This is a genomic window from Lacisediminihabitans changchengi, from assembly GCF_016634425.1.
Classification (GTDB): Bacteria; Actinomycetota; Actinomycetes; order Actinomycetales; family Microbacteriaceae; genus Lacisediminihabitans; species Lacisediminihabitans changchengi.
Genome location: NZ_JAEPES010000005.1, coordinates 113,122 through 135,486 on the forward strand (window position 1 = coordinate 113,122; position 22,365 = coordinate 135,486).

General features: G+C 67.9%; 22 protein-coding genes and 1 riboswitch. Of the genes, 7 read left to right on the forward strand and 15 right to left on the reverse strand.

The annotated features are described in order from the left end of the window. The first annotated feature begins 61 nt into the window (after window positions 1-61). Together IV501_RS14450 and IV501_RS14455 are read left to right on the forward strand one after the other, a co-directional pair. On the forward strand, window positions 62-652 hold the full coding sequence (locus tag IV501_RS14450; RefSeq protein WP_200557074.1) for an isochorismatase family protein: 591 nt from the start codon (window positions 62-64) through the stop codon (window positions 650-652). A 1-nt stretch (window position 653) separates the two neighbouring features. Then, the gene (locus IV501_RS14455) at window positions 654-1,433 is read left to right on the forward strand and encodes a TrmH family RNA methyltransferase (protein WP_200557075.1); all 780 of its coding nucleotides are present in this window, start codon (window positions 654-656) and stop codon (window positions 1,431-1,433) included. 177 nt (window positions 1,434-1,610) lie between these two features. Here the strand turns inward: IV501_RS14455 and xylB are convergent, their stop codons facing one another. The 3 genes from xylB to IV501_RS14470 form a co-directional block, all read right to left on the reverse strand. After that, a complete protein-coding gene (gene xylB, locus IV501_RS14460; RefSeq protein WP_200557076.1) occupies window positions 1,611-3,026 on the reverse strand; it encodes a xylulokinase in 1,416 nt (471 codons plus the stop codon). A 51-nt stretch (window positions 3,027-3,077) separates the two neighbouring features. Further along, window positions 3,078-3,479 carry a DUF6855 family protein gene (locus tag IV501_RS14465; protein WP_200557077.1) on the reverse strand — a complete coding sequence of 134 codons (402 nt, stop codon included), beginning with the start codon at window positions 3,477-3,479 and terminating at the stop codon, window positions 3,078-3,080. Between the two features lie 73 nt (window positions 3,480-3,552). Next, entirely contained in the window at window positions 3,553-5,400 is a 1,848-nt protein-coding gene (locus IV501_RS14470; RefSeq protein ID WP_200557078.1) for an ABC transporter ATP-binding protein, read from the reverse strand. A 124-nt stretch (window positions 5,401-5,524) separates the two neighbouring features. Here IV501_RS14470 and IV501_RS14475 point away from each other — a divergent pair, with 124 nt between their 5' ends. The 3 genes from IV501_RS14475 to IV501_RS14485 are packed head-to-tail and all read left to right on the forward strand — an operon-like array spanning window position 5,525 to window position 8,126. Continuing rightward, a complete protein-coding gene (locus IV501_RS14475; RefSeq protein ID WP_200557079.1) occupies window positions 5,525-6,451 on the forward strand; it encodes an ABC transporter ATP-binding protein in 927 nt (308 codons plus the stop codon). Continuing rightward, window positions 6,448-7,293, forward strand: a complete 846-nt coding sequence (locus IV501_RS14480; protein WP_200557080.1) for an ABC transporter permease — start codon at window positions 6,448-6,450, stop codon at window positions 7,291-7,293. The genes IV501_RS14475 and IV501_RS14480 overlap by 4 nt, the downstream gene beginning before the upstream one ends. Window positions 7,294-7,316: 23 nt before the next feature. Next, the gene (locus IV501_RS14485) at window positions 7,317-8,126 is read left to right on the forward strand and encodes an ABC transporter permease (protein ID WP_200557129.1); all 810 of its coding nucleotides are present in this window, start codon (window positions 7,317-7,319) and stop codon (window positions 8,124-8,126) included. 113 nt (window positions 8,127-8,239) lie between these two features. Here the strand turns inward: IV501_RS14485 and IV501_RS14490 are convergent, their stop codons facing one another. From IV501_RS14490 to IV501_RS14540, 11 genes are all read right to left on the reverse strand, one after another. After that, window positions 8,240-9,631 (reverse strand): MFS transporter, encoded by a 1,392-nt coding sequence (locus IV501_RS14490; RefSeq protein WP_200557081.1) that lies wholly within the window; start codon window positions 9,629-9,631, stop codon window positions 8,240-8,242. Window positions 9,632-9,767: 136 nt separating this feature from the next. Then, window positions 9,768-10,238, reverse strand: coding sequence for a hypothetical protein (locus IV501_RS14495; protein ID WP_200557082.1), 471 nt, complete (start codon window positions 10,236-10,238; stop codon window positions 9,768-9,770). Between the two features lie 13 nt (window positions 10,239-10,251). Continuing rightward, entirely contained in the window at window positions 10,252-10,392 is a 141-nt protein-coding gene (locus tag IV501_RS14500; protein WP_200557083.1) for a hypothetical protein, read from the reverse strand. A gap of 17 nt (window positions 10,393-10,409) precedes the next feature. After that, complete coding sequence (gene ribH / locus IV501_RS14505; RefSeq protein ID WP_200557084.1) at window positions 10,410-10,880, reverse strand: 6,7-dimethyl-8-ribityllumazine synthase; 471 nt, start codon at window positions 10,878-10,880, stop codon at window positions 10,410-10,412. Further along, complete coding sequence (gene ribA / locus IV501_RS14510; RefSeq protein ID WP_200557085.1) at window positions 10,877-12,178, reverse strand: GTP cyclohydrolase II; 1,302 nt, start codon at window positions 12,176-12,178, stop codon at window positions 10,877-10,879. Before ribA ends, ribH begins: the two co-directional genes overlap by 4 nt. Continuing rightward, on the reverse strand, window positions 12,175-12,816 hold the full coding sequence (locus tag IV501_RS14515; protein WP_200557086.1) for a riboflavin synthase: 642 nt from the start codon (window positions 12,814-12,816) through the stop codon (window positions 12,175-12,177). The genes ribA and IV501_RS14515 overlap by 4 nt, the downstream gene beginning before the upstream one ends. Before the next feature lies 1 nt (window position 12,817). Next, entirely contained in the window at window positions 12,818-13,873 is a 1,056-nt protein-coding gene (gene ribD, locus IV501_RS14520; RefSeq protein WP_200557087.1) for a bifunctional diaminohydroxyphosphoribosylaminopyrimidine deaminase/5-amino-6-(5-phosphoribosylamino)uracil reductase RibD, read from the reverse strand. Between the two features lie 72 nt (window positions 13,874-13,945). Then, window positions 13,946-14,110: riboswitch (FMN riboswitch) on the reverse strand. A gap of 39 nt (window positions 14,111-14,149) precedes the next feature. Next, on the reverse strand, window positions 14,150-14,719 hold the full coding sequence (locus IV501_RS14525; protein ID WP_200557088.1) for a GNAT family N-acetyltransferase: 570 nt from the start codon (window positions 14,717-14,719) through the stop codon (window positions 14,150-14,152). Window positions 14,720-14,722: 3 nt separating this feature from the next. Next, window positions 14,723-15,730 (reverse strand): tryptophan--tRNA ligase, encoded by a 1,008-nt coding sequence (gene trpS / locus IV501_RS14530; RefSeq protein WP_200557089.1) that lies wholly within the window; start codon window positions 15,728-15,730, stop codon window positions 14,723-14,725. A 35-nt stretch (window positions 15,731-15,765) separates the two neighbouring features. Beyond that, entirely contained in the window at window positions 15,766-16,614 is an 849-nt protein-coding gene (locus tag IV501_RS14535) for an exodeoxyribonuclease III (protein ID WP_200557090.1), read from the reverse strand. A 9-nt stretch (window positions 16,615-16,623) separates the two neighbouring features. Beyond that, window positions 16,624-17,601 carry a YihY/virulence factor BrkB family protein gene (locus tag IV501_RS14540; RefSeq protein ID WP_200557091.1) on the reverse strand — a complete coding sequence of 326 codons (978 nt, stop codon included), beginning with the start codon at window positions 17,599-17,601 and terminating at the stop codon, window positions 16,624-16,626. 72 nt (window positions 17,602-17,673) lie between these two features. On the opposite strand from IV501_RS14540, the gene ptsP reads away from it, so the two are divergent. Both ptsP and IV501_RS14550 read left to right on the forward strand, forming a co-directional pair. After that, complete coding sequence (ptsP, locus tag IV501_RS14545; protein ID WP_200557092.1) at window positions 17,674-19,326, forward strand: phosphoenolpyruvate--protein phosphotransferase; 1,653 nt, start codon at window positions 17,674-17,676, stop codon at window positions 19,324-19,326. 215 nt (window positions 19,327-19,541) lie between these two features. Then, window positions 19,542-21,158 carry a sigma-70 family RNA polymerase sigma factor gene (locus IV501_RS14550; RefSeq protein ID WP_200557093.1) on the forward strand — a complete coding sequence of 539 codons (1,617 nt, stop codon included), beginning with the start codon at window positions 19,542-19,544 and terminating at the stop codon, window positions 21,156-21,158. 451 nt (window positions 21,159-21,609) lie between these two features. On the opposite strand, the gene IV501_RS14555 is transcribed toward IV501_RS14550, so the two are convergent. Further along, window positions 21,610-22,365: a succinate dehydrogenase iron-sulfur subunit gene (locus IV501_RS14555; RefSeq protein WP_200557094.1), complete on the reverse strand. Its 756-nt coding sequence runs from the start codon at window positions 22,363-22,365 to the stop codon at window positions 21,610-21,612.

Below are 22,365 nucleotides of genomic sequence, written 5' to 3' on the forward strand. Positions count from 1 at the left end.
CTCGATACGGCTGCTCCTTCGTCGCGGCCTACTCGACCGGCGAAGTTCGTAAAATGGGCGGATGACCCGCGCCCTGTTCATCATCGACGTGCAGAACGATTTCACCGAGGGTGGGGCGCTCGCGGTGGAGGGCGGCGCTGCGGTCGCCGCGCGGATCAGCACCTACCTTGCCGCGCATCCGGAGCGTTACGACGCGGTCTTCGCCTCCCGCGACTGGCACGACGCCGCGGGCGACAACGGCGGTCACTTCGCCCCGTCTGACGCGGTCCCCGATTTCGTCAGCACCTGGCCGGTGCACTGCGTCGCCGGCACCACCGGAGCCGAATACCACCCCGCCCTCGACACCTCCGCCGTCACTCTGCACGTGCGCAAGGGGCAGGGCGTTCCGGCGTACTCGATCTTCGAGGGGACGACGGATGGCGGCGGTACGGTTTCTGAGGCGCTCGACCGCCTCGGCGTCACCGACATCGACGTCGTCGGCCTCGCCACGGACTACTGCGTGGTCGCCTCCGCCCTCGACGGCCTCGCCTCGGCGCGCACGGTGCGCGTACTCGACGACCTGGTTGCGGGCGTGGCGGCGGACAGCAGCGCTACGGCGCTGGCGCGGGTGACGGAGGCCGGGGCATCCGTTCTCCCCTCGAGCGCCGCCTAACGTGCCCGTCATCCCGATCAGCGAGCTGAGCGACCCGCGGCTCGCCGACTTCTCGCATCAGACGGATGTCGCCCTCAAAAAGACGGGCGGCGGCATCTACATAGCCGAATCGGCCCTCGTTCTCGAGCGCGCGCTTCGCGCCGGACACACGCCGCGCTCGGTGCTCGCCCTCGGCAACACGGTCGAGGAGGCGGTGGCCCTCGTCGGGCCAGACGTACCGGTGTTCTCGGGGCCGCCCGAACTGCTAGAACAGCTCACCGGGTACCTGCTGCATCGGGGCCTGATCGCCGCGATGGACCGTCCGCCGCTGCCGTCACCCGAATCGTTGCTGGCCTCCGCGCGCCGCGTGATCATCCTCGAGAATGTCGCCGACCCGACCAATGTCGGCGCGATCTTCCGCTCTGTCGGAGCGATCGGCGCGGATGCCGTGCTCGTCACGCCGCGCTGCTCCGACCCGTACTATCGGCGCGCGATCCGAGTCTCGATGGGCACGGTGCTGCAGGTGCCGTGGACGCGTCTCGGTGACTGGACGTCGACGCGGGAGCTGCTCACGGCATCCGGATTCCACGTTGCAGCGCTGGCCCTGACTCCGGATGCGGTCAGCCTGCGCGACTTCGCAGCGCCGGAGAAACTGGCGCTGGTGCTGGGCGCCGAGGGCGACGGTCTCACCGCTGAGGCGATCGCCGCCGCCGACACGATCGTGCAGATCCCGATGGCGCACGGCATCGACTCGCTCAATGTCGGAGCGGCCGCCGCCGTCGCGATGTGGGCGCTGAACTAGATGCGAGCGTGCGTGGTGCGTTTCTTCGGAGGTGCGTTTCCGAGGTGCGTTTCCGAAATGAAGGAGAATTTCGCAACATGCCGTCCAGATTCGGGATCGCGTCGGCGCGGCGAAAATTCTTCCTTCATTTCGGAAGGGGGCGGAAAGGACGGGAGGGGCGGATGTTTCAGGCAGCGCCTAGTACGACACCGAGCGCTGCGCCGCGGCGTACTGGCGACGGATGATCGGCTGCTCGTCGGCCGTGAACACCTCCGTCGCGGCCGCCGCCCAGATCGGCAGCTCACCGGTGAGCACCCATGCGGCCTGGCGCGCGGCGCCCACGGCGACATACTCCTCGGCAGCGGGCACGGTCACCGGTAGTCCGAAGATCTCCGGCGCGATCTGCCGCACGGCGGGGCTCTGAGCGCCCCCGCCGATCATCATCACGCGGTCGACGGTGACGCCCTGGCTGGTAATCGCGTCCAATCCGTCGGCGAGGCCGCACAGCATCCCCTCCACCGACGCGCGCGCCAGGTTCGCGGCGCTGGCGTTGGCGAGGGTGAGGCCGAGTACGGACCCCGTCGCGGTCGGAAGGTTGGGGGTGCGCTCGCCCTCGAGGTATGGCAGCAGCACGACACCGCCGGCACCGGGCGATGCGCTGAGGGCGAGGTCCGCAACCTCGTCGAGCTCCGTTGCGAGCAGCGCGGCGGTGGCGGCGATCACCCGGGCAGCATTGAGGGTCGCGACCAGCGGCAGGAACAGGCCGGATGCGTCGGCGAAGCCGGCGACGGTGCCGCTGGCGTCGGCGAGGGGTCGGTCGACCACCGCGAAGACGGTGCCGGAGGTGCCGACGGAGATGACCGCGTCTCCCTCGGCGGCGCCCAGGCCGAGAGCAGCGCCGGCGTTATCGCCGGCACCAGGGCCGACGACTATCCCGGCAGGGACCCCGGCGATCGAGCCGTCGGTGCTGCCGGCGGTCTCGTACGGCGCGAGCACCCGGGGACGGGTGACGACCTTGCCGAGAGCGCGCTCGAGAAAGTCCAGGCGGTACGCTCCGGTTGCGGGGGACCAGTACCCGGTTCCGCTGGCATCCGACCGGTCGGTCACCAGAGCGTCGAGGTCGGGATTGGCGGGGCCGTAGCCGAGCAACCGCCAGGTGAGGTAATCGTGGGGGAGCGCCACGGCCGCGGTGCGCGCGGCGTTCTGCGGTTCCGCGTCGCGCAGCCAGCGGAGTTTGGTGGCGGTGAAGGAGGCGACGGGCACGGTTCCGACCGACTCGGCCCAGACATCCGCTCCGATCTCCGCGATCAGATCGCGGGCCGCGTCGGCCGAGCGGGTGTCGTTCCAGAGCAGCGCCGGGCGCACGACCTCGCCCGCCTCATCGAGGCAGACCATGCCGTGCTGTTGGCCGGCGATGGAGAGCGCAGCGACATCGTCGAGCCCGCCGGCGTCCGAGATGGCAGCGAGCAAGGCATCCCACCACAGCGTGGGGTCTACCTCGGTGCCCTCCGGATGACTCGCTCGACCGCTGCGCACCATGGCGCCGGTCTGCGCATCCACGATGACGATCTTGCAGCTCTGCGTCGACGAGTCGACCCCGGCCACCAGCGTCACGAATTCTCCATCTCGGCGGACATCACCATCTCGGGCCGCGACGATGCCGAGCTACAGCGCGCGGACGCGATTGTTGCGTGCGTCGTGGGTGAGTTCCGCGCGGCCGAGCGCCTCGAGCAGGGGCGGGAGGTACATGCCGAAGCGTCCGCGGTATCCCTTGCGCAGGCCGTACCAGCCGCCGACCGGGTTCTGGTCTGACCGACCCCAGGCCTCGACGGAGCCTTCGGCAGCGGGCTTGAGTTCGTCCGCTGCGCCGAGCGGAACCCAGTCGCTCTGCTCGACCAGCCAGGCGTGAAGGTCATCGATTGCCGACAGGTGGTACTTCAGCGTCGTGGAGCCGACCTGGCAGACGAGCGCCGGTGGATCGGCCTCCGCATCGGCGTACATCGTGTAATTCGAGCTGCCCGGGGCGGTGACCAGCTCCCAGGGATCGTCTTTCGTGCCAGCATTCATGACTGAAACCTAGACCTCGCACGGCCGGATAGCCAGCCACGGCACTCGCTCCGCGCAGAGTGGGGCGTGCTGCTCAGACCAGCAGCTGGTGCTTCGCCAGATTGCGGTATAGCGGCGTCGTCGTGACCAACTCCGAGTGGGTGCCGACGCCGACGACGCGGCCGTGTTCGAGCACCACGATCTGGTCGGAGTCGACGACGGTCGAGAGCCGGTGCGCGATCACGATCAGGGTGCGATTCTCGGCCACGGCGTCGATCGCTTCGCGCAGTAGCTGTTCGTTGAGGCCGTCGAGCGAGGAGGTCGACTCATCGAGCAGCAGGATCGGCGGGGCGGCGAGCAGCGTGCGCGCGATCGCCAGCCGCTGGCGCTCGCCGCCGGAGAGCATGACGCCCTCCTCGCCGACCGCCGCGCCGAGCCCCAGCGGGCTGCGCTCGAGCACCTCGGTGAGGTTCACGTCATGCAGCACCTGGATGCATTCGGCGTCGGTCGCGTTCGGCGCGCCGAGGGTGAGGTTGTCGCGCAGCGTCCCGGCCAGAACGGGCGCGTCCTGCTCGACATAACCGATCTGCGCCCGCAGCGCCTCCCGATCCAGGGCACGGATGTCGACCCCGGCGATGCGGACGACACCCGCGGTCGGGTCGTAGAACCGCTCGATCAGCGCCAGGATCGTCGACTTGCCGGCGCCCGACGGGCCGACCAGCGCGGTGCGCTGACCACGGGGCGCGGTGAAACTCACGCCGTGCAGCACGGTGAGGTCTTTGACCTCCGTTTCGGTCCCTGAGCTTGTCGAAGGGTCGACCGAGGTCGGGGCAACCGCTCCCGCCGGGTAGGTGAACACCACGTCGTCGAAGCTGATCGCCGCGGCCGAGTCGCCGGGGGCGGCTGGCTCGATGGCGGCGTCGTCCTCGGCCTCGCTCTTCAGAGAGATGATCTCCTGAATGCGACCGAGCGCGCCGAGCGCCTGGTTCACAGAGGTGACCGCGCCGAACGCCTGGCCGAGAGGCATGATCAGCATGAACAGGAAGAAGATGAAGGCCACGAGATTGGCGATCGTGATCGCCCCGCTCGCCACCCGGAACCCGCCGACGCCGAGCACCACCAGCAATGACACCTGCAGGGCGATGCCGGCGATCGGCACGACCAGGGCGCTGATCTTCGCGACGCTGATTCCCTGCTCCCATGCGCCCACGGCATCCTTCTCGATGGACGCTGTCTCGCGGTCGGTCGCGTTCGAGGCGCGGACGGTGCGGATGGCGCCGAGCGCACGTTCCACGGAGGCGGCGAGGTCACCGACCCTCTCCTGTTGCTTTCTGCTGGCGACGCGGATGCGCCCGCTGAGGAGCACGACGGTGACCACGGAGACGGCGATGACCAGCACCGTGAGCCCGAGCAGAACCGGATCGATGACCAGCATGGCGATCAGCGCACCGACGAAAATGAGCGCGCCACCGACCGCGTCGACGAGACCTTGAGTGAGCACGGCGTAGAGCAGTGTGGTGTCCGAGCCGACGCGCGAGACCAGGTCGCCGGTGCGCCTGGTGTCGAATTCGCTGATCGGGAGGCGCAGCATCCGTCGCACCAGCTGGCGTCGGGCCGAGAGCACGACGCTCGTTCCGGTGCGCTGCAGTAGGTAGTGCTGCAGCCCGCTGAGCAGGGCGCTCAGGATGACCAGGCCGACGAGTGCCCACACCAGACCCCCGAGAACCTGGCCCTTCTGTACGACCGTGATGACCTGGCTGACCAGCAACGGCTGCGCGAGGGAGGTTGCCGCGCCGATGATGCTCAGGCCGATGACGACACTGAGCACCTTCTTGTGCTCGAACAGGTATGGCAGCAGCTGGCGGAAGCTGGCACGGGGGCCGTCGTCCTTCTGACCACGGGAGAAGGGGGAGCGGCGGGGCGTCTGCGGGGCGGTACTCATGATTGCGTCAAGTCTGCGCTAGTCAGGCTGGGACTTCGTACTCCTGACGGAGCCAATTCGCCTTTGTCCCTGCTTCGCCCGAGGCGCCCGGCAAGTGTCATAGCTCCTCGCTAGGGTGGAGCGCATGCCCGCGCCCGTCATCACCGCCGCCGACCTGACCAAGAAATACAAGGAGTTCGCCGCCGTCGATGGCATCTCGTTCGAGATCGCGCCGGGGGAGGCCTTCGGCTTTCTCGGTCCGAACGGCGCCGGCAAGTCGACGACGATGCGGATGGTCGGGGCCGTATCGACGCGAACAAGTGGCGACCTCGACATCCTGGGTCTCGATCCGAACCAGAACGGTCCGGAGATCCGGTCGCAGCTCGGCGTGGTGCCGCAGCAAGACAACCTCGACATGGAGTTGCGTGTGCGCGACAACCTCATCGTCTACGGCCGCTACTTCGGCATGAGCCGCGCCGACTGCGCCCGCAAGGCCGACGAGCTGCTCGAGTTCGCCCAGCTCAGCGACCGGGCGAAGGCGAAGGTCGACGACCTCTCGGGAGGGATGAAGCGGCGGCTCACCATCGCGCGCTCGCTCATGAACGACCCGCGCATCCTGCTGCTCGACGAGCCGACTACCGGGCTAGACCCGCAGGCGCGACACATTCTCTGGGACCGCCTGTTCCGCCTGAAGGAGCAGGGCACGACGCTCGTGCTGACCACGCACTACATGGACGAGGCGGAGCAGCTCTGCGACCGTCTGGTTGTCGTCGACAAGGGCACCATCATGGCCGAGGGTTCGCCGGCCGCCTTGATCGCTGAGTACTCGACCCGTGAGGTCGTCGAGTTGCGATTCGGGTCGGATCGCAATGCCGCCGTCGCGGTGGAGATCGAGGGCGTCGGCGACCGCATCGAGGTGCTGCCCGACCGCATCCTCATCTACAGCAACGACGGGGAGGCCGAGCTCGCTGAGGTCACCCGGCGGGGGCTCGAGCCGATCACGTCGCTGGTGCGCCGTTCGAGCCTCGAGGATGTCTTCCTCCGCCTCACCGGACGGAGCCTGATCGAATGACCGCGCTCGCACCCACCGCGCTCTCGCCTGCCGAAGAGGCGCGTGCCGCGGCCGTCAAACCTCGCCGCTGGGGCTCCTGGTACGTGGCGGAGCACCGCATCCGTGCCATCCAGTCGTACTACAAGACGCTGCTGTTCACCGCGGTCGGCAGCCCGTTCATGTACCTGTTCGCGCTCGGGGTCGGGCTGGCGACGCTCGTCGACAAGAACTCGGGCGGCGCCTTCAGCGGCACGAGTTACCTCGCGTTCGTCGCGCCAGCGCTCATCGCCTCCGCAGCCGTCACCGCTGCGGTCGAGGAGTGCACGTACCCGATCCTCATGGGGTTCAAGTGGAACGCCATCTTCTACGGGATGAATGCGGCGCCCCTCACCGGTCGGCAGATCGTCAACGGCGTCTTCCTCGCGGTGATCGCGCGCATCCTCCCCACCACGATCATCTTCTTTCTGGTGATGCTGGTCTTCGGCGCGGTGCCATCGCCATGGGGTTTCCTGAATATCGTCATCGCGACCGTCACCGGAATGTCATTCGGCGTCGTGATCGCCAGCTACATGGCGACGGTCGAAACGGATGCCGGGCAGCCGGCCTTCATCCAGCGCTTCATCATCGCGCCGCTGCTGCTGTTCTCCGGCACCTTCTTTCCGCTCACCTCGATGCCGATCTACCTGCAATGGATCGGCTGGATCTCCCCGCTCTGGCACGGCACCCAACTGGGCCGTGACGTCAGTTTCGGCCAGGTCGAGCCCGGCTGGCTGGTCGCGGTGCACATCGCCTTTCCGCTGGCTCTCATCGCCTTCGGCTGGGTGCGGACCCAGCGCGTCGTCACCCGGAGGTTGAACAAGTGAGCGACGCACCCACTCTCGCGCCGGTGCGCCCGACCCCAAAGGCCCGGGGCGGCATCGGAGCGCTCTACGCCGGTAACTCGAGCGCGGTCATCGGCCGCGGGTTGCTTGCCACGCGCAGCACGAACTGGCTGGTCATCCTCAGTGGCTTCTTCGAGCCGGTGTTCTATCTGCTCTCGCTCGGCATCGGACTGGGGGCCTTCGTCGGCACGGTATCGAACTCGAACGGTGACCCGGTGCCATACGCGGCGTTCATCGCTCCCGGGTTGCTCGCGGTCTCGGCAATGAACGGGGCGATCTTCGACTCCACGTGGAACGTCTTCTTCAAGATGAACTACGCGAAGCTCTACGAGGGGATGCTCGCCACCTCCCTCGGGCCGTTGGACGTCGCCCTCGGCGAGATCTTCCTCGCCCTGCTGCGCGGCGCGGTCTATGCGGCGGGCTTCATGATCGTGATGCAGGCACTCGGACTCAACCTGTCCTGGACGGCGATCCTCGCGTTGCCCGCCGTGCTGCTCATCGCGTTCGGCTTCGCCAGCCTCGGGATGGCGATCACCAGCTATATGAAGACCTTCCAGCAGATGGACTGGATCAACTTCGTGCTTCTACCGATGTTCCTGTTCTCGGCAACGTTCTACCCGCTGAGTGTCTACCCACAGGTGATCCAGTGGATCATCGAGGTGTTCCCCCTCTGGCACGGGGTCGAGCTGATCCGCGGGCTCACCACGGGTGCACTGAGCTGGGGGATGCTCGGGCACGTGCTGTACTTCGTCGTGATGATCGCCATCGGGCTCACCTTCACCACCCGCCGTCTGCGCGCCCTGTTCCTCGACTAATGAAGTGCCGTTGGTTGAGTAGGCCGCGACGGAGGAGCAGCCGTATCGAAACCGTTCGCGTGGTGGGTTTCGATACGCGTCCTCGCTCGGGCGCTGCTCAACCGGCGAAGTACCTACTCCACGATGGTCGTGAAGTCGCTGTCGCGGGTCTCCTTGCTGAGCCGCAGCGCGATGAAGGTGAGCACGGCCGCGATCGACAGGTAGATCCCGACCAGGATCGTGCTGCCGCCTGCCAAACCCCAGAGCGCCAGAGCGATGTACGGCGCTACCGCAGCACCGAGGATGCTCGAGAAGTTGTAGCTGATGCCCGACCCGGTGTACCGCACGTTGGTCGCGAACAGCTCCGGCAGCTGTGCACCCATCGGACCGAAGGTCAGCCCCATCAGCGAGAAGCCGATGATGAGCCAGGCCAGCACTCCGACGATGCCGCCGCCCGAAAGCGGGACGAAGAGAAGCCCGAACACGATGATTCCGACGGTGACGGTCGACAGCATCCGTCGTCGTCCGAAGCGCTCGGCCAGCGGGCCGGAAACCAGGGTGAAGATGCCGAAGAACACCACGCCGATGATCAGCATGATCAGGAACTCGTTGCGGGTGTAGCCGAGGCCGGGTACGAACGTCGCCGGGTTGAACGGTTTGCCGGCGGCCTTGGCGGCATCCGCAGCCACCCCGACGGAGGTGGCGGTAGTGCCGAAGGCCAGCGTGAAGGTGGTCATCAGATAGAACAGCACATAGGTCGCGAGCATGATGAAGGTACCCAGGATGAGCTGGCGCCAGCTGGTGCGGAACACCCGGCCGAGCGGCAGCTTGGCCACCGCGCCGCTCTCGACCACCTTGGTGAAGGCGGGCGCCTCCACGAGTCGGAATCGCACGTAGAGTCCGACGATCACGAGAAGCGCGCTCGCGAGGAACGGGATGCGCCAGCCCCAGGCGGCGAAGGCCTCCGGCGACATGGCGAGGTTGAGCACCAGGAATAGCACGTTGGCGACGATGAAGCCGATCGGTGCGCCCAGCTGCGGGAAGGTGCCGTAGATTGCGCGCTTGCCGGCCGGGGCGTTCTCGGTCGCGAGCAGTGCCGCGCCGCTCCATTCGCCGCCGAGGCCGATGCCCTGGGCGAAGCGGAAGATCACCAGCAGGGTCGGCGCGAGCACCGTCCAGCCCGGCGTGGATGCCGACGGCAAAACGCCGATCAGGAAGGTCGCGATGCCCATCGTGAGGAGGGAGGCGATCAGAGTGCCTTTGCGGCCGATCCGGTCGCCGAAATGTCCGAACAGGATCGACCCCAACGGACGACCGACGAAGGCGGCACCGAAGACCGCGAACGAACTGAGCAGCGCCGTAGCCGGCGACTGGGCCGGGAAGAACAGCGTCGGGAACACGAGAACCGCCGCCGTCGCGTAGACGTAGAAGTCGTAGAACTCGATCGAGGTGCCGATGAGGCTGGCGAGGATGACCCGGCCGCGTGGATTCACGGGGGCGGTGGTCACGGCGGTGGAAGTTGACAAGAAGCTACTCCGAGCAGGCGAGGGCGATGCGTCCGCGAAGGCGGCGGCGCCGGTCAGGGCTGCTGCAGTGCGATGATGCGGGAAACGGGAGAGCTTGTGGCTGTCACTCCAGGCTATACCCGGTCAGCTCGCACTCTTAGCTGCCGGAGGTGCGCCACTGGCTGAACAGGGCGGTCGCATCCGCGACGAATGTGCCGGAACCGTTCGGCCCCGTGCAGCTGTTGAGGTGGAAGCTCGACCTACCCGCGCCCCGGAATGTCAGCGTCACATCGGTGCCGAGACCCCCGCTGCACGGGTCGTTGTGGGTGGTTCCGACGTCGTTGAGCGGTACGTCGTACTTCGCCGCGACCTTCTCGAGCTCGGCGATGCGCTCGGGCGAGCGTTCGACGAAGGTGCTGTCGTCGAACCCGGGGACCGCCTCGAACTGGCTGAAACTGATGCTGGTGATCGGCGGGACCGGGCCGGGGCGGGTGACGCCGTGAACGATGAGGCCCACCACGATCGACACGATGATCGCGGCGATCGCGAGCAGCAGGATGCGGCTCGGCGGCTTCGGTGCAGGGCGTGCTGTCCTCGGGCGCGGAACCGTCGCGCCGTCGGAGGTCACAGTGCTAGCTGAGTCATAGAAGCCGCGTGCCGGGTACGGGCAGGCTCTGCGGCTGGGCGCCGGTCTGGAAGAACACCACGATCACGAAACCGACCGCCAGCGCGATGGCCAGCACGACGCCGATGAGCACGAAGATCTTGAAGGGATTCACCACCACTCCACCCTAGCCTTCTACCGTCGCAGGTCGCGGATCAGAACGGCCGTTGCGAGCGCCGCCTCCGCAGCCTCCGCACCCTTGTCTTCCTTCGAACCGGGCAGACCAGCACGGTCGAGACCCTGGCGTTCGTCATCGAGGGTGAGCACGCCGAAGCCGATCGGTTTGCCCGTCTCGATCGCCACCTGGGTGAGGCCGCTGGTGGCGGCGTCCGATACGAACTCGAAGTGGGGTGTGCCCCCGCGGATGATCACGCCCAGGGCGACCACGGCATCCGCCCCGTTCTCGAGCGCCGCCTTCGCGACGACCGGGAGTTCGAAGCTGCCGGGCACGCGCAGCTCGGTGACATCTGCCCCCGATTCGCCGAGCACGCGCCGGGCGCCGGCGAGCAGCCCGTCGGTGATGACCTCGTGCCAGCGGCCGGCGACGATGGTGACCTTCAGTCCCGTGCCATCGGTGGTGATCTCCGGTGCTCCGTCGCCGCTCATGCCAGGTGTCCTTTCTGGGCGTCGAGGATGCGCTGGTGTGCTCGCGCAGACTCCTCAAGCTCGGTGTCGTTGGGCAGGATGTGCCCCATTCGGTCGCGCTTCGCCTCGAGGTACCGTTCGTTGAACTCTCCGACGCCGACGACCAACGGCACCTGCTCGGTCACCGCGATTCCGTGTGCGCGCAGCTGGCGCAGCTTCTCGGGGTTGTTGGTGAGCGCCCGCACCTCGCTGATGCCGAGGTCGTCCAGGATCGCGGTGGCCGCTCCGTAGTCGCGACCGTCGGCGGGGAAGCCGAGAGCGGTGTTCGCGTCGAGGGTGTCCAGACCGTCCTCTTGCAGGCGGTAGGCCTTCAGCTTGTTGATCAGGCCGATGCCGCGTCCCTCGTGACCGCGCATGTAGATCACGATCCCGCCCTCCTTCTGGATCCGATCGAGGGCGGCGTCGAGCTGCGGCCCGCACTCGCACTTCTGCGAGCCGAAGACCTCGCCGGTGAGGCACTCCGAGTGCACCCGCAGCAGAGTGCCGTTCTGCGGGTTGCCGGCGATGACGGCAAGATGGTCGGCTCCGGTCATCCGATCGCGGTAAGCGCGAAAGCGGAAGCTGCCGTGCGCGGTCGGAATGGTGGTCTCGACCTCGAAGATCACCCGCGAGGTCTCGGGGATGACCGCGCCGGGGACGACCAGCTCGTCGACGGACGCGTCCAGGTACTCGAGCAGCGCCTCGATGGTGATCACCGGCACGGTGTCGCGCTCGCCGAGTTCGATCAGCTCGGGAAGCCGCATCATCTCCCCGCTATCGGCCACGATCTCCGAGATCGCGCCGACCGGAACGAGTCCGGCGAGGCGCAGCAGGTCGACGGCGGCCTCGGTGTGGCCCGCACGTTCGCGCACACCGCCTTCTGCTGCGCGCAGAGGCAGGATGTGGCCGGGCCGATGCAGACTCGCCGGCGTCGAGTCCGGCGCGGCGAGCACGCGCAGGGTGTGGGCGCGGTCGGCGGCACTGATGCCGGTGCTGATGCGGTCGGCGGCATCCACGCTCACCGTGTAGTTGGTGCCGCGCGGGTCTTCGTTGTCCACGACCATGACCGGCAACTCGAGGCGATCGGCGATGTCGTTGGTCATCGGCGCGCAGATGAACCCGGAGGTGTTGCGCACCATCCAGGCCAGCGTCTCCTGGCTCGCCGATTGGGCGGCGATGATCACGTCACCCTCGTTCTCGCGGCTCTCGTCGTCGGCGACGATGATGGGGCGCCCGGCGCGAAGCGCGTCGAGGGCGGTGGGGATGTCGGCGAGACTCATATCCCGCTCCTTCCGTCGATGGAACTACCGAGGTCGTGTTGCTGGCCGCCGCCGAGTTCGAGGAACCGGGCGACCTGGCGGGCCAGGATGTCGGTCTCGATGTTCACCGCGTCACCCACGGTCTTCGCGCCGAGAGTGGTCGCACTGAGGGTCTCGGGAATGAGCGACACTTCGAACCAGTCGATCCCGACCGCGCTCACCGTGAGCGAGACGCCGTCGACCGCGATCGAGCCCTTGCGGGTGACCAGCGGTGCGAGCTCCGCGCTGAGCGAGAAGCGCAGCACGGGCCAGGCACTGCCCTCCGTGATGCTGAGCAGATCGCTGGTGCCGTCGATGTGCCCCTGAACGATGTGGCCGCCGAGGCGGTCGCCGACCTGCGCGGCGCGCTCCAGGTTCACGGGAGCGCCGACGGCGACGCCCTTCAGCGTGCTCATCGCGATCGACTCGGCCATGACATCCGCGGTGAACCAGTCGTCGCCCTGGTCGACCACCGTGAGACACACGCCGCTGACCGAGATGGAATCTCCGTGCGCAGCGCCCTGCACCGCGAGCGGGCCGCGCACGGTGATACGAGCGGCGTCGCCGGTGGGGGACCAGTCGGTGACGGTGCCGAGTTCTTCGATGATTCCGGTGAACATGTCAGCGCTCTCTGTCGTGATGCGGGAGGGTCGGGGCTTTCGGGTAGGCGGTGATGAGCAGATCGTCGCCGAGCTGCTCGATCGACTCGATGTGGAGGGCGTGTGCACCGCTGAGGGTCGGCACGCCGAGATCGCCGAGGGCGAGCTTCGCGCCGCCGAGCAGCGTCGGCGCGAGGTAGATCAGGTACTCGTCGACGAGTCCGGCGGCGACGAAGGCACTGGCCAGCGTCGGGCCGCCCTCCACATAGACGTGACGGATGTCGCGCTCGAACAGTGCGTCGAGGATGGCGGGCAGATCCCGACTGGCGGTGAGGATGACCGGCCCCGGGTGCTGAAACAGCCGGGCGTCTTCGGGGATAGAGCGCTCGCCGATGATCACCGGCACCGGCTGGTGTGGCATGAGTTCGCCAGCATCCCCCCGTGCGGTGAGGCTGGGGTCGTCCGCGAGCACTGTTCCGGTGCCGACGACGATCGCATCCGCGGTCTCGCGCTGCTCGTGCACGCGCTGACGGGCAGCGGTTCCCGTGATCCACTGGCTGCTGCCATCGGATGCCGCGGCTCGCCCGTCGAGGCTAGACGCCCACTTGACGCTCACGTACGGCCGGCGCCCGCGCTCGGCGGTGAGCCAGACCCGCATTGCCCGCTCGGTCTCCTCGGCGAGCAGGCCGCCGTGCACCGCGACGCCGCCCTCCCGAAGGCGTTCGCCACCCCCGCCGGACCGCGCGCCCGGGTCGGCGACGGAGTAGTAGACCTCGCTCACGCCCGCCGCGAGGAGCGCCTCGCTGCACGGATCCGTGCGACCCGTGTGATTGCAGGGCTCGAGGGTGACAACGGCGGTGGCGCCGACGGCCTCGCCGGGGGAGAGCTTGGAGAGCGCATCGACCTCGGCATGCGCGGTGCCCGCGCCACGGTGCCAGCCCTCGGCGAGCACGGTGCCGTCGGCAGTGAGCAGAACGCAGCCGACCTGCGGGTTGACGCCCCAGGCGGGGCCGTGCGCGGCGAGCGAGAGCGCGTGGCGCATCGCCTGCTCGATTTGCGCTGGTGCTGTGGCGGTCATCCGTGGTCCTCTGCGTGGAGGCTCCAGGGATGCCGCGGCGACGGCTCGCCATCTCGGGCTGCCGTCGTTCGCGTGTGCTTCCTCTCATCCGGACTGAAGACCCCGGCCATTGCTGACCCGAACCTCATCACCGTCGGTGCCGGAATTCCACCAGCTCAACCGCCGGTCGAATGTCTTCGATCGGCGGGTCGCGGACTTTCACCGCCGGTTCGGATTCTCACCGACCCCGGAGCACAAACTAATTAGTGGCTAGCTTACTCACCGACGTTCGGCGCACTACATCCCCTGATCCGGGTCGGGCCACCCCGGCGTCGGCTGATGCGCGTCTCCCGCGTGCAGCTCCGCGTGCCACGACGGCCGCAGGTCGCCCTTGCGCATAGGCAGCGTCGAGCGGCGCTCGCCGGTGTAGGTGAACCCGGCCTTCCGCGCCACGCCAGCCGAGGCGACGTTTCCCTGAATGCACTCCCAGCGCACCACGTTCTGCCCGTGCGCCTCGAACAGCCAGTCGGTGAGGGCGATCGTCGCCTCGGTCATGTAGCCGAAACCGCGATGCGGCGCGCCCAGCCAGAAGCCGAGCTCCAGCCGCTGGCGACGCCATCCGAGCACGCCGAGCAGGGGTCCTCCTGCTACCAGGCGGAGTGCCCAGGTCAGTTCGCTGCCATCCGCCCAGCCCTTCGGCACGAACTCGTTGACGAAGAAGTCCGCATCCTTCAGCCGGTATGGCCACGGTGTCGTCATGAACCGCTCGAACACCGGATCGCTGCAGTACTCCACCACCAGGTCGCGGTCAGAGTGCACCGGCAGGTCGAGAACCAGCCGCTCGGTGCGGAGCGGGACGAACTCCACGCGCTACCGCCGCGGAAGGAAGCCGACGTGGTCGTAGACCTTCGCCAGCGTGGCCGAGGCCACCTCGTTGGCGCGATCGGCGTTGCCGCCGAGCACGCGGTCGAGTTCTGCCGGGTCGGCCAGCAGCTCGAGCGTGCGCTCGCGGATCGGCGCGAACGACTCCACCACGATCTCGGCCACATCCTTCTTGAAGTCGCCGTAACCGCGGCCCGAGTACTGGTCTTCCAGCGCCGGGATCGCGGTGCCGCTCAGTACCGACATGATCGTCAGCAGATTGGAGACACCGGCTTTCTCGATGGGGTCGAAGCGCACCTCGCGCCCGGCATCCGTCACCGCCGACTTGAACTTCTTCGCCGTCACGCTCGGCTCGTCCAGCAGCCAGACGATGCCGGCCGGTGACTCACCCGACTTCGACATCTTGGCGCCGGGATTCTGCAGGTCGTAGATCTTGGCGCTCTCCTTCTGAATGCTCACCTCGGGCACCACGAAGGTCTGGCCGAAGCGGCTGTTGAAGCGTTGCGCCAGGTCGCGGGTCAGTTCGATGTGCTGCCGCTGGTCTTCGCCGACCGGCACGATCGTCGCGTCGTAGAGCAGGATGTCCGCGGCCTGCAGCACCGGGTAGGTGAACAGTCCGACCGAGGTCGAGTCGGCACCCTGCTTGGCCGACTTGTCTTTGAACTGGGTCATCCGGCTGGCCTCACCGAACCCGGTGATGGTGTTCAGCACCCAGGCCAGCTCGGCGTGCGCCGGCACATGCGACTGCACGAACAGCGTCGACTGCGCCGGGTCGATGCCCGCGGCGATGTACTGCGCCGCCGTGCGACGGGTCTGCTCACGCAGCAGCGCCGGATCTTGCGCGACGGTGATCGCGTGCAGATCGACGACGCAGAAGAACGCGTCGTAGGTGGCCTGCATCTCTTTCCACTGCACCAGCGCGCCGACGTAGTTGCCCAGGTGGAGGGAATCGGCTGACGGCTGGATGCCGGAGAACAGGCGGGGGAGGGAGCTCATGTGCACAGTCTTTCAGGTGGAGCGGAAGGGAAGGGTCAGATCGCGTAGTCGACCACGACGGGAGCGTGATCCGACCACCGGGCCTCGTAGGACTCGGCGCGGTCGACCGTGTAGTTCGAGACCCGTGCGGCCAGCTCGGGGGTGGCGACCTGGTAGTCGATGCGCCAACCTACGTTGTTGACGAAGGACTGCCCGCGCGCTGACCACCAGGTGTACGGGCCCTCGACCTCGCCCGCCCACTGGCGCCCGACATCCACCCAGCCCATGCCGCGCTTGGTCGAGCCGTCGACCGCCGCCACGTTCTTGCCGGCCGGGCCGAAGATCTTGTCGAAGTACGCGCGTTCTTTGACCAGGAAGCCCGCCTGGTTGCGGTTTCCCTTCCAGTTCTTGATGTCGAGCTCGCGGTGCCCGACATTGAGGTCGCCGACCACGACGGCGAGGGGGGAGTGCGATGCGACCTCGGGCAGACGCTTGGTCATGGCGTCGAGGAATTTGTACTTCTCGATCATCTTCTTCGGGTCTTCGACGTTTCCCGAGTGCACGTAGGTGCTCACGACGGTGACGAGGGAATCGCCGACGCGGTAGTCCGCCTCGAGCCAGCGACCGGCGCTGTCGAACTTCTCGTCGCCGAGGTCGACCCGGTGGATCTCCGCCTTTCCGCGGCTGGCGAGCGCCACGCCCGCGCGCCCCTTGGCGGTGGCCTCATCGTGCAGGATGTTCCACTCGCTGCCGAGCAGGTTCTCGAGGTCGTCGGTCGAGGCCCGCACCTCTTGCAGGGCCAGGATGTCGACCCCGCGCGCATCCACCCAGTCGCCCATGCCGTGGCGGTACGCGGCACGCACCCCGTTGACGTTCACGGACGCGATGCGCAAGGGGGTAGTCATCCCCAAAGTTTATCCAGGGGGACTGACAGCCCTGGCCCTCGGGCGGTGATGCTCCGGTGGTCGGCGCACGCTCGTGGTGGCCGGTTTCGGAGTGATGGTCTCGCCGTGGTCTTTGACGTCGACGGCGATCCAGGTGGCCGTGAGCAGGATGACCTGGCAGATCAAGCCGAACCAGATCAGCAGCCCGAGCAGCACGGCGAATGACGCGAGCAGCGGGTTCTTGCTGCCGCCGCCCACGATGGTCGCGCCAAGCACCTTTAAGACGCCGAGGCCGATGCCGCCGAGCAACGCGCCGAGCAGCAGTCGACGGGGAGGGATGCGGGTGGCCGCCAGCACGCGGAACAGCGCTGCAAGCACGGCGGTGTCGATCGCGAGCGCGATGATGAGACCGATGATGCGGGCCACCACCGTGGCGAAGCCCGACTCGCGATCGATGCCGATCAGGTCGAACAGGAAGCCGAGCGCGCTCGTCGAGAAGATCGACAGCCCGGCGGAAAACAGGGTGACCGCACCGAAGGCGATGACCAACCCGAGATCTTTGGCCTTCAGCAACAGGAAAAAGGTCTTGTCCGGAGGTAGTTCGAAGAAGTGCCGCACCGCCGACCGCGCGGAGGCGAACCAACTGAGTGCCGTGACCAGTACGGCGACGAGAGCGACGATGCCGCTCCAACCGAGGATGCGAGACGTGAACAGGGCGTCCAGCTTGATCGCGCCACCGGCCCCGTTGCCCGTGTCGATCAGCCCGGGGACCGAGGTCGAGAGGGTGCTGACCACCGCGTCTTTGAAACCTGGGTCGGACTCGATCACCAGGCCGAGTACCGCGAAGCCGACGTAGAGCGCCGCGAAGACACTGTAGAGCGCGGTGAGGCTCAGCCCGCCGGCCAGAATCGGACCGTTGCGCTGCGAGTACAGCTGGAATACCCGCACGGCGCGCCAGGCCATGATGTGCTTCACGAGCAGCCTGATCGTGGCGATGACGGACTTCATGCTGCCTCTCTCGACGGTCGAATGTCCCCGGTAGAGTTGCGCGGGATGGAGCGCCCGAGGAAGAGGATACCCATGGAACTGAAGGGTGTCGGCGTGGGGCGTGGCCTCGCCGTCGGGCCGGTGCTCTGCATGCCGGATCCGCTCGAGGAGCCAGCGCTCGTGCGCAGGACGACGGATGCTGCGGCCGAGGCCAGCACGACCCGTGCGGCTCTCTCCGCGGTGGCCGCCGAGTTCGCCGCGCGCGGAGCGACCGCGGGAGGCACGGCACGCGACATCCTCGAGGCGAGCGCCATGATGGCGAGCGATCCGACGGTTCTCGCCGACGTCGACGACCGGATCGCGCACGGCCTCACCGGTGAGCGTGCTGTGTTCGAGGCGTTCCGGGTGTTCGAATCCGCGTTGATCGACCTCGGCGGTCGCATGGCCGAGCGAGCCTGTGACGTGCGTGATGTGTCGCGTCGCGTGATTGCGAGGCTGCGGGGAGTCGCGGCGCCGGGCATTCCGCAGGCGACGGAGCCATACATCCTCTGCGCTGGCGACCTCTCGCCGGCCGACGCCGCCATGCTCGACCCCGACCTGGTGCTTGCGCTGTTCACCCGCGATGGTGGGCCGTCAAGCCATACCGCCATCTTGACGAGGGCGCGGGCCATCCCGGCGGTGGTCGGCATCGGAGCCGACGTGCACCTCGCCAACGGCGAGACGGTGATCGTGGATGCCGCCCGCGCCACCGTTCGCATCTCGCCGACCGAGCTCGAGGTCTCGCACGCACGTCGCGTGATCGCCGACCGCGCGAGCGCCGCGTCGGTGCCGCTGCGTGCCGGAGCGCTTGCCGACGGAACGGCAGTGCCCCTGCTCGCCAACGTCGGTACGCACGCGGACGCGGAGGCGGCGGTGACGCTCGGAGCGGAGGGTGTCGGGCTGTTGCGCACAGAACTCCTGTTCTTCGACTGGGTGGTCGCCCCCACCGTCGAGGAGCAACGCGCACAGTACACCGAGGTCTTCCGCCGTTTCCCCGACCAACCCGTGGTGGTGCGGGTCTTCGATGTCGGGGCGGACAAGCCGCTGCGCTTCGTGCCGACCGGGCCGCCGGAACCGAATCCGGCCCTCGGCAACCGTGGTCTTCGAGCCCTCCGCCGCAACGAATGGCTGCTGCGTGACCAGCTCGAGGCCCTCGCCCTCGCGCAGGCCGAAACCGGCGCCGATCTTCGGGTGATGGCGCCGATGGTCAACGACGCGGACGACGCCGCCTACTTCGTCGACCTGGCACACGAGATGGGGGTTCAGGGGGTCGGTATGACCGTGGAGGTGCCATCGTTGGCCCTACTCGCCGATCAGGTGCTGGAATTCTCCGACTTCGCCAGCATCGGAACCAACGACCTGACCCAGTACACAATGGCCGCCGATCGCATGCTCGGAACCTTTCCGCAGTACCAAGACCCGTGGCATCCCGCCGTGCTCCGCCTGGTCAAGATGATCTGTGACGCGGGAGCCGCGGCCGGCAAGCCGGTGGGCATCTGCGGTGAGGCAGCGGCGGATGCCCGGCTCGCCGTCGTGCTGGTCGGGCTGGGCGCGACGACCCTCAGCATGACCCCCGTCGCCCTGGCCGACGTCCGCGCGGAGCTGGCTCTGCACACGCTGGCAGAGGCGCGGATGCTGGCGGCGCGAGCATTGCAGGGGCGCACCGCCGCTGACTCCCGGGCGCGGGCATCCGTCGCCCTGCACTGACGAACGGGGCTGACGAACCGGGCTGACGAACCGGGCCTCGACGGCCCTCCATCCCGGGACTAGCGTGCGGGCGTGGCACAAAAATCTTTGACTTCTACTCGCCCTGTGCAATACATCGCCCCATACTGGAATGGTCTCGCGAAGACGATGGCAGCGCAGCCAGCGATGTCGCTCGTTCGGGCCGAGCGAACACGTGTCCGGTGGGGGATCGGGTAATGGAAGAACAGGGGAATCCGGGAGTAACCACCTCGGATGAATCACTCGTGTTGCTGGCGCGCGCCGGTGACCGGGGCGCGTTTGCCGAACTCTGGCGTCGTCACGCCAGGTCGGGCATGCGCGTTGCGCGACAGTTCACGTCCAGCAGCGAAGCCGACGACCTCGTGTCGGAGGCGTACGCGCGCATCTACCAGCGCGTGCTCGCCGGGGGCGGTCCCGATGGCGCCTTCCGTCCATATCTCTACACGACCATCCGCAACCTCGCCGCCCGGTGGGGCTCCTCCAACCGCAGCATCGCGGTCGAAGACATCGGCGAGTTCGAGGATGTCGTCGAGGGCGACGATCCCGCAACCGTCGCCCTCGATCGCACCCTGACCGCCCGTGCCTTCCGTAGTCTGCCGGAGCGCTGGCAGTCCGTGCTCTGGTACACCGAGGTCGAGGGTATGGACCCGCACGAGGTCGCTCCGATCATGGGGCTCAGTGCCAACGGCGTCGCGGCGCTCTCGTATCGCGCCCGTGAGGGGCTCCGCAAGGCCTGGCTGCAGGCGCACGTCTCCGATGCCACGGCCGCCGGGGATTGTCGCTGGACGATCGAGCGACTCGGCGATCACGCGCGGCGCGGGCTCAGCGCGCGCGAGGAAGGCCGCGTGGTCACCCACCTCGCCGGCTGCACCAAATGCAGCATCATCTACGAAGAGGTGGATGACGTCGGCTCGCGCCTCGCGCTGGTGATGCTGCCGCTCATCCTGGGCGGCGGCGTCGGCGGCGCCATGCTCGCCTCCATGAGTGCGCCCGGCGGCGCGATGGCGGCAACGGCCGCCACCACGGCGATGCCTCCGGCTTTCCTCGCCACGTCGGCGGCCGTCACGGCGCCCGCGGTCGCGACCGGACTCACTGCGGCAGCCGTCAGCGCTCCGCTCGTCGGCGTGCTCTCCTTCGCGCTCGCGGTTTCCGGCGGGCTCGCCGTCACGGCGGCAGCGCAGCCGGCTGCACCCGAGCACGTGGCGGCGGCATCCGTCTCCGAACAGGTCGCAACGGATGCAGGGGTCGCCCCACTCGAGACCGCCCAGCCCAGTCCCGACTCCCTCGCTCTCCCTGCGGCCGCACCGAGCCCCAGTGCGGTTCCCGGCGCAGCCGACTCCCTCGTGGGTGCTCTCGCCCCCGGCGTGGGGGACACCCTTGCCGGGGCGGGTAACTCGGTGAACGGCGTGGTCGGCGGCGTCGGCTCGACCGTTGACGGAGTGATCGGCGGGGTGGTAGGCGGAGTCGGCGGTGCCGTCGGCGCGATCTTGCCCGGGACGAACATCGGTCCAGGTCCGGTGCCCGAACACTCGGCGCCGGCTGGCGTGGCCGGGGCGAACGTCGCGCTGGATCTCAGCGGCAAAGGCACGCCAGGCGCGAAGGTCTCGGTGCAGGCCGCGGGAATCGTCTACGCGACCACAACGGTGGGACTCGACGGTCGTTGGGCCGTGCACATCTCGGCGCTGCCAGCCGCAACGGGCAGCCTGCAGGTGAATCAGACTCTGGTGAGCCTGCTCGGAATCGACCTGCTCACCGTGCCGCTGTCGGTGCTCTCCAACAGCCTCGGCATCACCCTCGACGGCCTAGGTCTCTGACCGCCAGCCGGTCGAACGCAGCATCCGCCAACAGGACCACGTCGCTACTTCGTCCGCCAACAGGATGGATTCGGGACTTTCCGCCACCCCATCCTGTTGACTGCAGGCCCGCTGAGCTCACGCCGACGTAACCGACCCAGTGCAGGGCGTGCTCCGGTCAACTCGCACAGACCCCAGCAACGCACGGATGTCCGTGAGATTTTTTTCCGAATCCGCGTCATAGACAGACCAGTCGGGCCTCTCTTTCACTAGGAACGTGAATGAGCGTTCCTCCCGTTGGGGACAGAGGCCCTCGGGATGACACGACCGGGGGGTCACATGACCTGGCGTCGAGTGCTCCGCCCAGGGAGCAGGCGATGCCAGAGCACCACCTAGCAGGTGCACCGAAAAAAGATCGCCGTCAGCTCTTCGGGTGGGCTGACGGCGATCTTTCGTGCCGGTGGGGCCGTTGTTACGGCGTTCCCCGCAGAACCGCGGCCTTGACCTCGGCGATCGCCTGGGTCACCTGGATGCCGCGCGGGCAGGCATCCGTGCAGTTGAAGGTGGTGCGGCAGCGCCAGACGCCCTCTTTGTCGTTGAGGATGTCGAGGCGCACGCTCGCACCCTCGTCACGCGAGTCGAAGATGAAGCGGTGGGCGTTGACGATCGCTGCCGGCCCGAAGTACTGGCCGTCGGTCCAGAACACCGGGCAGCTCGACGTGCACGCCGCGCACAGGATGCACTTGGTGGTGTCGTCGAAGCGCGCGCGCTCGACCGGGCTCTGCAGGCGCTCCTTCTCGGGCTTCGATGAGGCGATGAGGAACGGCTGCACCTCCTTGAAGCTCTCGAAGAAGGGGTCCATGTTGACGATCAGGTCTTTCTCCAGCGGGAGTCCCTTGATCGCCTCGACGTAGACCGGCTTAGACAGGTCGAGGTCTTTCAGCAGCGTCTTGCAGGCGAGACGATTGCGCCCGTTGATGCGCATCGCGTCGGAGCCGCACACCCCGTGCGCGCACGAGCGACGGAAGGTGAGCGAGGCATCTTGCTCCCACTTGATCTTGTGCAGAGCGTCGAGCACGCGGTCGGTGCCCTGCATGACCACGGTGAAGTCTTCCCAGCGCGGCTCGGCATCCACCTCCGGATCGAAGCGGCGGATGATGAGGGTCGCCGTGAAGGTCGGAACCTCTTCCGGCACCGTGGGCTTGTTCTCCAGGACTGCGGTACTCAT